This window comes from Dethiosulfatibacter sp., assembly GCF_983023055.1.
Map to the genome: position 1 here is coordinate 1 of NZ_CEZJXU010000012.1, position 11700 is coordinate 11700.

Sequence of the window (11700 nt, forward strand, 5' to 3'; positions counted from 1 at the left end):
GACATGCTTTCTGCAACGCCTGGAGCCTTGGGAAATGATGTTGCACCATTGTCCAAATATATGTTTTTCATTTTAACCGCCTCTAAGTTTTCTAATTCTGATTATATTATCAAGAATCAGTAAATACAAACCGTATAATTTTTTTTAATACTGGAAATTTTACTATTTGTAATTCTTATTTCACTTAAGGATAAACTGCTGATAAACTGAATCAGGAAATTGTTATTAATTTATGGAGGTTTTAAAATGAATGGTAAAAAAGGAATAATAGTTACAGGAGGAATCATCGGACTAGTATCGGTGGCTCTTGTTTATTTTGGAAATCCAGCCAATATGGGTTTCTGTATTGCATGTTTTTTACGGGACATTGCAGGAGGAATAGGTCTTCATAGGGCTGCTGTTGTACAGTATATAAGACCTGAAATTATAGGACTTGTTCTTGGAGCATTTATTCTTGCAGTGAAAAACGGGGAATTTGAATCAAGGGGAGGATCATCACCTTTTACAAGGTTTGTTCTTGGAATGACAGTAATGATAGGAGCGCTAATGTTCCTGGGATGTCCATTGAGGATGGTCTTGAGACTTGGCGGAGGAGATCTTAACGCAATATTCGGTCTTGTAGGGTTTATAGTTGGAATATTTGCAGGAGTATTTTTCCTCAACAAGGGATTCAATCTTAAGAGAAATTACAAGATGATAAAATCCGAAGGATACATGTTCCCGGTTATGAATATTGGACTTTTCATTCTTCTGGCTGTTGCACCTGGATTCGTGTTTTTTAGTGAAAAAGGACCTGGAGCAGCCTATGCGCCTATTTTTATATCACTGGCGGCAGGACTTTTGGTTGGAGCACTGTCCCAGAAGACAAGGCTTTGCATGGTTGGAGGAACTAGAGATATGATTCTTTTTAGAGATAGTTATCTTTTGGCAGGATTCATATCAATAATAGTTTTTGCGGCTGTTGGAAACCTTTTACTTGGTTATTTCAACCTTGGATTTGAAGGTCAGCCTGTTGCACATACTGATGGCTTGTGGAACATGGTTGGAATGGGTCTTGTGGGATGGGCTTCGGTACTACTTGGAGGATGCCCATTGAGACAGCTCATACTTGCAGGAGAGGGAAATACAGACTCTGCTATAACAGTAATGGGACTTATTGTTGGAGCTGCACTATGCCATAATTTTGACCTTGCTGCAAGTCCAAGCGGACCTTCCTCGAATGGTAAGATAGCAGTGGTGGTATGTTTTGCATTAGTAGGGGCTATATCAATGCTTAACTCGGAACTTATTGCAAAATCAGATAATAAGGGAAAAACGAAAGGAGAGGTGAAACATGCATAAAATAGATACATGTGGCATGAGCTGCCCACAACCAGTACTTATGACCAAGAAGGCTTTGGAAGAAAACCCTAAGGGTGTGGACATAGTGGTAGACAATAAAACGACAAGGATAAATGTAAAGAGATATCTGGAGAAATTTAAGTATAGTGTTGGAATATCGGAAGAAGGGGAGTTTTATACATTGAGTGCGAGGAAATAGCGTGGAGTATAATATACTGTTTTTTACGCATTCGGGGGCTATGAAGTTCAGTAGAAAGGCAAAATCTATGGATATCAACATCGAGCTTATGCCGGTGCCTAGAGTCTTGAGCTCCAACTGCAGTATAAGTGCAAGGATACGTTACGACAAAGATATAGAAAACCTCATAGACGACGAGATAGAAAAGATATTCATTTCAGAAAACTCTGAAAACAGACTTATCTACGAAGCAGAGTAAGCAAAAATACAAAAGGGACGGTTCTTTTTGTATTTTTGTCCAAGCTAATAAAGGGATCAAATAAAAATCGGACTGTAGATAACTACAGTCCGATTTTCTTTTACATTGTCATGCCTCATAAATTGTTAATTTGTATATAGTATGAATATTAAATTCTTGTTATGCTTGTTTTTGTATCTTCTCAGGAATCACATAATCTTCCGGACGTTGACCTTTGATTTTGATTATTGCGTAACATATTGCCCATCCGGCTATTACGGATATGAATGGATTGATACCAAGAACTGCTGCTGGAAGGTATCCAACGGCAACGGCTACTGTTGCTGCTGTTACTGCATATGGCATCTGAGTTTTAACGTGGTCAATGTGGTCTGATGCTGCAGCCATTGAACTCATGATTGTTGTATCTGATATTGGTGAACAGTGGTCTCCGAAAACTGCTCCTGTAAATACTGCACCGATTGTAGCGTAAAGAAGTACGCCAGTGTCTCCACCGCTAAGTTCGTATACAAGTGGTACTGCTATAGGCATCATCAATGCTGTAGTTCCCCATGAAGTTCCTGTTGAGAATGCTATTAGACATCCAAGAAGGAAAACTACCATAGGTATTACATTTGGAGAAATCTTTCCGCTTAATATGCTTATTAGGAATTTAGCTGTTCCAAGATCCTTTGCAACGCTTCCTATTCCCCATGCAAGCACAAGTACGAATACTGCGATTACCAGGGATTTTGCACCATCAACCCATGCATCCATTGTTTCTCTGAATGTAAGTATTTTTTGTGTAAGAACCATTGTGAAAGCTACTATGGTACCTGCAAATGAAGCCCACATCATAGCTACTGAAGCATTTGAATATCCAAGAGCATCTCTTATTACAGTGAATGCAAAAGGAGTTTCCTTTATTTGCTCAATAAGTGCAGTGTTGTCGCTTGCAAGTATTGCACCTCTGCCGTTTACATAAAGTCCAATTACAACGAAAGCTATAACTGTCAATATAGGAATGATAGCATTTCTCATTCTTAGAGGAATTTCATCGCTTATTTCCATTTCGGTAAGCTCTTTTGATGCCAGTGGAATTGCACCGTCAGCAATGAGTTTTCCCGTTTGTCTTGCTCTTGCCTCTGCTTTAAGCATTGGACCGAAGTCTTTTCCTGTGAAGCAGATCATAAGAACGAATCCAACCATGATAAGACTGTAGAATCTGAAAGGAATTGACTGAAGGAATGCTCCATAGACATTTACCTCTACTCCGATTGAATTGAAAGCATCTCTTAGGAGTCCCATTTCGTAAGCGGTCCAGGTAGCTATAAAAGCCATACTTGCGATAGGAGCTGCAGTTGCATCTGTGATGAATGAAAGCTTTTCTCTTGATATCTTAAGTTTGTCAGTAAGTGGTCTCATTGTTGTTCCAACAAGAAGTGTGTTTGAATAGTCATCGAAGAAGATTAATAGACCCATTGCCCAAGTTGCAACCATACCACTTTTGGCGCTTTTGGCTTTCGTTCCTAGCCAGTCTGCAATGGCCTTGGCGCCTCCGGACTTGGCTACTATTCCGATTGTTCCACCGAGAGCCATGTCAAATACGATGATACCTGCATTCCAAGGGTTTGCTATTGAACCTGCAATATATTTCTCAATAGTTAAAGCAAATCCTGAAAGTGGATTACCTGTAAGTATTATTGCGCCACCCCAGATTGCTGCGAATAATGCAGGTATAACCTGCTTGGTAGTAAATGCCAATACAATTGCGATGAGTGGGGGAACTAATGATAACATACCATAGTGCTCTACTACATTGTCCATAAAAAATCCTCCTAGAAAAATTTATTTATTACTATGTATTTATAATAGCGGGTAGTTTCATCAGACTTCAAAATGTTTCATAAAACTTCAGATAAAAAATAACGTTTTCATAAATTTAGTAATCCTTGGATAAATCTATCAGGTTTGTCAAAAAGTTTTTGACATTGATTTTGCCTCCATCCTCTCGCAATCCCCGAATATGGTCCATTTCATACTTAACAGCTTCGAATCCAAAGAGTGAGTTTGAATATTTCTGGAAATATTCACTGAGATTGTCCTCGAGACCTAGGTTTGCTATGTTCCTTAGCGCATGGGATGCACATCGCCTGATTCTCTGGACGGAAGATTTGTAGTCTAGGTCTATCTTTTCGAATATATCCTTCATGTCGGAGTCGTAAATGTCTATATCCTTTTCCAATACATAAGTGCAAATTTTTATGACGTCGCTGTATCCTGACTTGCCTGATACTCCAAGAATCCTTAGTATGGCTCTGACATTTTCATTATTGTCTTCTTGAACTGACTCAGGTTGGGAGTCGGTCATGTTGAAAATCTGGTGAATCTGCTTGAGCTTTTCCTGTAGTTGCATCTTTTCGTAGAGGTTTTTCAAAATGTGTGAAACCTCTACTATATTAATTGGTTTGTTGATATAATATTCGATACCCTTTGAATATGCCTCAGCAATCATTTCCTTGTCGCTTACTTTAGAAAGCATAATAAAGTAGGTACCGGAAAGAATTTTCTCCAACTTTTCGATAAGGGAAGGACCGTCGATGGTTGGCATCATGTAGTCCACTATTACAACCTGAGGTTTTAGAATCTCAATGTCCCTGATGGATTCAAGGGGCTTTGTAGTATATCCCACTACGGTTCCAAGTTCATTTTCTTCAATGAGGAACTTTAGGCTTTTAAGTACTGCTTGGTCGTCGTCTATTAGATAGATTTTCTGGTGTTTCATATATCACCTCTTAGGTTTGTTATGGGAATTGCTATTTTCATTTCGGTACCGGAGCCTACTTCCGACGCTATGCTCAGTTTTCCTTTGAAATGGGTCTCTATTAAGTCCTTTACAATTGAAAGTCCAAGTCCTCTGAATATGTCTCCCGTTTCTATATTGAATTTTGTTGAAAAACCCGGTGAGAATACGTCATCAATATATTCGGGCTTTATGCCACGTCCGTTGTCTTTTATTGTGAATATGCAAATGTCTTCGTCTCTTTCTGTTTCAATGTCTATTCTTGGATACTTTGTCTTTCCGAAGGATTCAAGAGAATTGTTTATCATATTCCTCAGAATGGATGTCAGATAATAGTGCTCATCGATCTTTGCATTAAAGTTTATTGCTATCCTCAGGTTCACTTCACTCTTATCGATAGAAGTTGTTATAATCTTAACTATATCTGATATGTCCATGGGAACGGATTCCATATTATCATCGTCAAGTATGTCAAGTCCCTTAACAACCTGGTGGTAGTCCTTTTTAACCTCGTGTATGTCCTTTGCGAATTCTAGGGTCATTTCCTTTAGTTGTTCATTAGTTTCGCTTTCTGATACTGCCTTGTGTATTTCAAATCCTTTTTTAGTCAGTGATTCAATCTGGTCCATGTTCTTCTTAATATAGTAGCTTTCACTTTTGAAAAAGGATGTGAGCATATAGAGTTTTTCATATCTTTTTAGGTGGTCTCTTTTGTCCATTATGGACTTGTATGTTTCGAGTAGAAGGATAAGTGAAAATACAATTATAGCTCGTAGGACCGCTACTCCTATGATGAGAAGGATCATGGAGTCTTCCATTTCCGAAATTCTTGTTCTTACGCTGAGCTCCACAAGGTTGGATAAAAAATCGCATATGAGAACGACGATGATGAAGTCTGGGAGCTTATGTTGTTTTTTTTTGGTATAAAAGATATAGAAGAAGACAGCGTATGCTACATAGAAGAATATGTCTGGATAAACCATGGTAGCTGCTTCAGAAAATGTATATCCTCGAAGTATTTCGAGGACATATCTGAATAAAGGAGACATTACCGCCACAATCAATACAGTCCTGAAAGCAGAAAGATAGTCGTAAATATACAGTAATATGGGAAGAACTATTATTGATGATGTGATGAGAAATCCTTCTGAAAAGAATTTTAAGTGAAATTGTGATCCAGCCGATACAAAGAGACCGATAAAAATCATTTGTTTTAAGTCTTTCATAATCCTCTCCAATCGTGAATAGGCATATATCTAGCGTGCTACTGAGTATAGCGCCTGTCAATACGCATGACAAGACAAGACGGTTAGCAATTCTTAAAGTTCATTGTCTAGAACTTGATGGGTGTTTACATAAGTATTGTAGATGCTTATGGACCAGTGGAGGTGGGGACCTGTTGAAAATCCCGTCGAGCCCACGGTTCCTACATAGTCTCCTTTAATAACGAAAGTATCCTCTTCAACATCTATTGTATCCATATGGTAGTAGCTTGTGAAAAGACCCATTCCATGATCTATTACAAGGGTGTTTCCAGTCAAGGTGACATACTCAGCAAGTGTGACTATTCCATTGTTACAGGCGTGTATTTCAGTTCCTTTCGGAGCCGCAAGGTCAAGACCTGAATGTCTTGTTGATGTTATTTGGTCGTTTACAAATCTTTTTTCGCCGTAGTCAGTAGTTAGGGTGAAATCTTCAAAGGGAAGGCTGAATTTTCCATCCCAGTATTTTTTCATGTCGGAAGTGCTTCTGGCACCTTTAACCCTTTCTCTGAATTCCTTGAAGGCATCGTCGTTGTTTGTTGATTCGTATACTTCATTTGACACATAGAGATACTGCTCTACAAATTCTTTGTCGAAAATTTTAATTTCTGTGGAAAGGTCGTAATATCTTTTAAGGGTCTTGTCCTCTACAGTTACTTCTATATTATAAATTCCCTCTTCCGTCCATATGTCTACAGGAATGAAGAAAAAGTATGATCCATCCATGATGCCTTTTGAAAGTAGACCGTGGGAAATGTTTGTTTCCATTGTTATTTCACTATTTGTGGGTGGATTATTAATGCTGACTATTAGAATATTTCCCGGGTAATTATATTCTGTTTCAAGAACAAGCTCCGGAGTTTTAAGCGCATCTTCTATTAAAGGAGCAGTAGTTGTTGAAATTAGTATCATCATATATAAAATCAAACTTCTCATTTAGCATCTCCCAGTTTTTTCTTTTTAATATAGGAACTGAAGTATCTTTCAGAAAGGAGATAAATCACATATCCCAGTAGTCCTCCAAGGGTGTTCAGTATTATGTCATCAATATCGAAGGATCCAACCCTGAAGGTCATCTGAATGGTTTCAATGAAAAGGCTCAGGATGAAGCTGTGGATTAAGATGCTTATGATTCCCTTGAATCTTAGTGCCAGTGGAAGGAATATTCCAAAGGGCATGAATGCAGCAATGTTTCCAAGTATGTTTGTTATTATTATGTTGTTGTTTATATTTCCTATATTGTTTATATAGTTCAATATGGTCTTGAAGGGCTTGAAGTTTGCAGAATGTTCAAGATAGAAATTTAAGGTTGTCATGTTATTGATTCCTCTGAAGGTAGCTCTGTACCTGAAAAATACCAGGTCGAAAAGGTAGGCCAGGTATGCTGCAAATGAAATATATATAATCATTCTTAAAGAAATTTTCAGAATTTTATTCATTAAAGATTTTCCCCTTTGTTTACTGTATCTATTTATAACATTGATTGGTGAAAAATTCAATAGTGTAGCATAATATTGTTTAATATGTAGAAAATTGGGTAAAAATCAGAATAGCAATATTTGGAGGAGACATATGAAAAAAACCAATTTAATCTTGATTTTGATTTTAACAATGATGCTTGCAGCCTGTACACCTGAGGAACCCGTTGAAGAACCGGTGGAACCTGCAGAGCCTGTAGAAGATATACAAGAACCTGATGAGACAGGAGAAGAAGGGGATGTTCCGGCTGAAGAAGCTGTAGAGGAACCTGAAGAAGTGGCTGAAGAACCAGTTGAAGATGTAAACGACTATGACGGAGAGCTTCAGGAAGCCTATGAATATGGAAAGGTACTTTACAACCTTGGACTTTTTAACGGTGTTTCAACAGTTAAGTATGAGCCAAACCTTGAAGGAGATATGAACAGGGAACAGGCAATGAAGATGATAGTATCCTCTCTCGGATGGGAGCCTTCATCAAAGGAACAATGTCCTTTCAGCGATGTAAGTGACTGGGCAAAGCCTTATGTTGGAAGAGCCTATTTGAAAGGTATAGCCCTTGGAACAGTCCCTGAGAACAATATATTCGGTGCACAGGATTCAGTTACTATGCAGCAGCTTTTGACTTTCTATCTTAGAGCACTTGGATATGAAACATCATATGCATATGAAAATGCTCTGAAGCTTGGAGAAATCACAGGACTTACAAACAATATAGAAGCAACAGATGATAATTTGAAAAGATACCATTTGGTGATGGTAACATATAACGCCCTTGGATCTTCAAGGCTTAACAGTGCAAGAACCTTGGCGGAAGACCTCATTTCGGAAGGTCTCATTAAGTCTTCAATGGCTGAGGAATTTGGACTTATCCAGAAATACAAGTACCAGTCACAAAGGGAATACGGACCAGTTGAACTTAATGAGGAAAACTTTGCTGAAGAGATTCTTGGAGAGGAAAAGGCACTTGTACTTTTCTTCCAGAACGACAACGAGCTATGTGAAGACATGGAACTTCCATTCTACAACACGGCAGTAGCCCTTGCAGGCGTAGCAAGAGTTGGAATACTCAATGAAAAGGATGCAGGAGAAATATTGACAGAATACAATATAACATCATTCCCGAGCATTAAACTTTTCAAGGTTGGAGAAGATACGACTCTTCCAGCGGTACCCGACATGGACACACTTGTTCAGTGGGTTGAGAATAATTAAGTTTAGTAAAAAATAAAACAATAAAAAAGTACAGGAAATTGGTTAATAGCTGATTTTCTGTATTTTTTTTATTGTCCTGGAAAGTCATTTAATCACAAAATTACTTGAAGCGTTGTAATCTTGTTTACAAGGTTGTAAAACGTCAAAAATATCTAAATGTCATTTTGGGTATTTGCTATTCCTTTGACTATTTATTGACTGTCTGTTGTTATAATAAGGATGAAAAGAAGTTATAGGAGGATATTATGGATATTAAAAGAAGAATAGATGAAATGAAAACTGTCCTTGACCTGGATAGAAAAATAGTAGGAATAAAGTTTGCACGTACGAAGGAAGAATTTGAAGAGAGCGACGTATCACAGCTGAAGAACAAGCTTTCTTACTGCAACATGGTGAAGTTTGCAACAAAAGGAAGAAGCTTTAAAGCAGATTTCGATAATTTCTATTGTGTGGGATCACTGAGAACCTTCGGTCTTGTAAAGAAGGATGAAGAGGTTACTTCGGGAAGAGTGTACTATGGCTACAATATGTACAAGGATATTGAAACAGCAAAGAATGTTCAGGAAAACGTCACTTATCTAGACGAAGGAGTATATGGGCTCATAGTTCAACCGTTGGAAAAATTTGATGAGAATCCGGATATAGTGCTCATGATAGTTAATCCCTACCAGTCCATGAGAATTGTTCAAGGATACGCCTACCACTACGGAAATCCTAAAAGTGTCAAGCTTACAGGCAATCAAGGAATCTGCTCGGAATGTACTGCAACTCCATACACAACGGACGATTTGAATATATCGCTGCTTTGTGCAAATACAAGATTTGCAGCCAAATGGGAACAGAATGAAATGGGAGTAGGAATGCCCTTCAACAAGTTCATGAATGTAACTGATGGTGTATTGAAGACAATAAATCCCAGCGATCCCAATGTCATAAAGAAGGAAATACTTGAAAGAGCAGAGAAGAATAATATTGATATAGATTTGGAGCTTGGAACCAGTTATTATAGAAGTTAAAATGAATAATTTGTAAAAATACTTGCTTTTTTAAAACGAGATATCTTATTATTAAATGCATAATATATTATTAAGGAGAAACATTATATGAAATTTACACCAACGAAATTTCAAGGGTCGCTAGCGGCTGCAGGAATGTCGCTGATGCCCTTTAATTTTATGAAGACTTCGGTTTTTAAAGGTGGGGACTTTTCTTTAACGGGACTGTCTTCACAATCATTCAGCGGATTCGAAAACATTACGGCCTATATGCTGACAGGACTCATGGCAATGTTCATAGCAATTCACATTGTATTGACACTCATATTTTTAAAGGAACTTTTAACCTGGCTCTTCTCAACAAAGGGATTTGGCGAACTTATGAAGAACCCTCTCGGGAATTCGGCAATATTTTCACCCCTCATTTCACTGCCTATGTCTATGGTGGTTCTCATGGGACCTTTGGGATTTTTCTTTCCCTGGATAGGTGAAAACCTTCAAAGCCTTATGGTGCCGGCTATGATATTCTTTATGGGTTTGTGGTTTACTGTCATTTCTCTTGAAGTCATGGTTCTAAAGACTATGTTTCAGGAAAAATTTGACCATGAAAAACTGAATTTTGCATGGCTTCTGGACATATTGGCTTTCGGAGCAATATCCCTTTTCGGTTCTGGACTTGCTACATCGGCAGCAAATGAAGCTCTTGGGTCTGCAGCGGCATTCATGACTATATTTTTGCTTTTGGTTGGAATTGTTGCCTTTGGTCTTAAGTTGGCATTGTTGTTTTATCAGGAAATCAGGTCACATGAAATGCCAGATACGGGAGTTGTTCCAGCCTATTTTCTTGTGATACCACCCATGTGTCTTTTATGGTTTAGCTTCTACAAGATAATGGTGTTTTCTGGAAAAACATTTGGATTTGACATAAGTGCCATTTCCTTTATTGTAATAGTACTTGCCTATGTTACAACTATGCTGTGGCTTGTGTTTCTTCTGGTATTCCTCAAGGATTATCTGAGGGACAAGTTTTTGACAAGTGAATTTTCCCCTGCACAGTGGGGCATGGTCTGAGGATTTGTTGGATCCCAAGTTTTGGGAACAATAGTGTACGACAAATATTTTTCAAGCGAAATACTAAAGGGAATAAACCTTGCAAGCATATTAATCGGAACTATAATCTTTACCATGATCCTTGGAAAATTTATAAAGGCTTCGAGAGTAAAGGTATAAAAAACAAAAATAAAAAAACTCAGGATATAGATCCTGAGTTTTTCATATCTTAACATCTCTTGTTTCTGATTAGTCTACCAATCTTACCTTGATGATTCCTTCTATGCTTTTAATCTCTGCAATCTTTTCTTCATTTACTTCAGTACCTGCAATGTCGATTATATTGTAAGCATAGTCTCCTTTGCTCTTGTTCACCATTTCAATGATGTTTGCATTGTATTTTGAGAATACAGCTGTAAGTGAACCGATCATGTTTGGAACGTTTTTGTTTAGAACTACAATTCTGTGTGTTCCTTCAGTTCTCTCAAGTGAACAGTTAGGGAAGTTTACAGAGTTCGTGATGTTTCCATTTTCAAGATATTCTATAAGCTGATTTACTACCATTCTTGCACAGTTTTCCTCTGATTCTGGAGTAGAAGCTCCAAGGTGAGGTATGCAAACTACTCCGTCCTGGTTAATAAGACTATCAGTAGGGAAGTCAGTTACGAATGAACTTACTCTTCCTTCAGCTATTGCCTTAAGGATTGCCTTGTCATTTACAAGTCCGCCTCTAGACATGTTTATAAGTTTAGCACCTTTTTTCATTTTTGCTATACTTTCTTCGTCCATGAATCCTTTTGTCTTGTCCAGTAAAGGGAGGTGAAGAGATACATAATCTGCCTGGCTCAATAACTCGTCAAGTGATGAAGAGTATTTCATATCCCATGAAAGACCGATTGCTTTTTGAACAGAGATATATGGATCGTATCCTATTACCTTCATTCCAAGCTTGATTCCCATGTTTGCAACTAAAACTCCGATTGCTCCAAGTCCTACAATACCAAGAGTTTTGCCCATGATTTCAGGACCTGCAAATTGACTTTTTCCTTTTTCAACTTGCTTTTCAACATCGCCGTCAAGGTTGTTTACCCATTCAATTCCCTCGTTTACCTTTCTTGAAGAAGTTAAAAGTGCCTAAAGTG

The 11700-nt window shown here is 38.0% G+C and carries 12 protein-coding genes; 6 read left to right on the plus strand and 6 right to left on the minus strand.

What is annotated here, in order from left to right:
- Positions 1–246 precede the first annotated feature (246 nt).
- From yedE to AC3AX0_RS01300, 3 genes are read left to right on the plus strand one after another with little or no spacing between them, the layout of a single operon-like run.
- Complete coding sequence (yedE, locus tag AC3AX0_RS01290) at positions 247–1341, plus strand: YedE family putative selenium transporter (protein WP_487548493.1); 1095 nt, start codon at positions 247–249, stop codon at positions 1339–1341.
- Positions 1334–1540, plus strand: coding sequence for a sulfurtransferase TusA family protein (locus tag AC3AX0_RS01295; RefSeq protein WP_487548494.1), 207 nt, complete (start codon positions 1334–1336; stop codon positions 1538–1540). Before yedE ends, AC3AX0_RS01295 begins: the two co-directional genes overlap by 8 nt.
- A 1-nt stretch (position 1541) precedes the next feature.
- Positions 1542–1778: a putative Se/S carrier protein gene (locus AC3AX0_RS01300; protein WP_487548495.1), complete on the plus strand. Its 237-nt coding sequence runs from the start codon at positions 1542–1544 to the stop codon at positions 1776–1778.
- Between the two features lie 159 nt (positions 1779–1937).
- Here the strand turns inward: AC3AX0_RS01300 and AC3AX0_RS01305 are convergent, their stop codons facing one another.
- The 5 genes from AC3AX0_RS01305 to AC3AX0_RS01325 form a co-directional block, all read right to left on the minus strand.
- Positions 1938–3584 (minus strand): Na+/H+ antiporter NhaC family protein, encoded by a 1647-nt coding sequence (locus AC3AX0_RS01305; protein ID WP_487548496.1) that lies wholly within the window; start codon positions 3582–3584, stop codon positions 1938–1940.
- A gap of 115 nt (positions 3585–3699) precedes the next feature.
- Positions 3700–4542 (minus strand): DNA-binding domain-containing protein, encoded by an 843-nt coding sequence (locus AC3AX0_RS01310; RefSeq protein WP_487548497.1) that lies wholly within the window; start codon positions 4540–4542, stop codon positions 3700–3702.
- Positions 4539–5786 (minus strand): ATP-binding protein, encoded by a 1248-nt coding sequence (locus AC3AX0_RS01315; RefSeq protein ID WP_487548498.1) that lies wholly within the window; start codon positions 5784–5786, stop codon positions 4539–4541. The genes AC3AX0_RS01310 and AC3AX0_RS01315 overlap by 4 nt, the downstream gene beginning before the upstream one ends.
- Positions 5787–5879: 93 nt before the next feature.
- Positions 5880–6758, minus strand: a complete 879-nt coding sequence (locus tag AC3AX0_RS01320) for a M23 family metallopeptidase (protein WP_487548499.1) — start codon at positions 6756–6758, stop codon at positions 5880–5882.
- Positions 6755–7261 carry a VanZ family protein gene (locus AC3AX0_RS01325; protein ID WP_487548500.1) on the minus strand — a complete coding sequence of 169 codons (507 nt, stop codon included), beginning with the start codon at positions 7259–7261 and terminating at the stop codon, positions 6755–6757. Before AC3AX0_RS01325 ends, AC3AX0_RS01320 begins: the two co-directional genes overlap by 4 nt.
- 133 nt (positions 7262–7394) lie before the next feature.
- Between AC3AX0_RS01325 and AC3AX0_RS01330 the strand changes: the two genes are divergently transcribed.
- The 3 genes from AC3AX0_RS01330 to tsoY all read left to right on the plus strand — a co-directional run bounded on the left by AC3AX0_RS01330 (position 7395) and on the right by tsoY (position 10738).
- Complete coding sequence (locus AC3AX0_RS01330) at positions 7395–8513, plus strand: YbbN family protein (RefSeq protein WP_487548501.1); 1119 nt, start codon at positions 7395–7397, stop codon at positions 8511–8513.
- 245 nt (positions 8514–8758) lie between these two features.
- Positions 8759–9529 carry a DUF169 domain-containing protein gene (locus AC3AX0_RS01335; protein WP_487548502.1) on the plus strand — a complete coding sequence of 257 codons (771 nt, stop codon included), beginning with the start codon at positions 8759–8761 and terminating at the stop codon, positions 9527–9529.
- A gap of 87 nt (positions 9530–9616) precedes the next feature.
- Positions 9617–10738 carry a selenoprotein TsoY gene (tsoY, locus tag AC3AX0_RS01340; protein WP_487548503.1) on the plus strand — a complete coding sequence of 374 codons (1122 nt, stop codon included), beginning with the start codon at positions 9617–9619 and terminating at the stop codon, positions 10736–10738.
- Positions 10739–10807: 69 nt separating this feature from the next.
- Here tsoY and AC3AX0_RS01345 read toward each other — a convergent pair whose 3' ends face one another.
- Positions 10808–11656 carry a phosphoglycerate dehydrogenase gene (locus AC3AX0_RS01345; RefSeq protein ID WP_487548508.1) on the minus strand — a complete coding sequence of 283 codons (849 nt, stop codon included), beginning with the start codon at positions 11654–11656 and terminating at the stop codon, positions 10808–10810.
- Positions 11657–11700 lie beyond the last annotated feature (44 nt).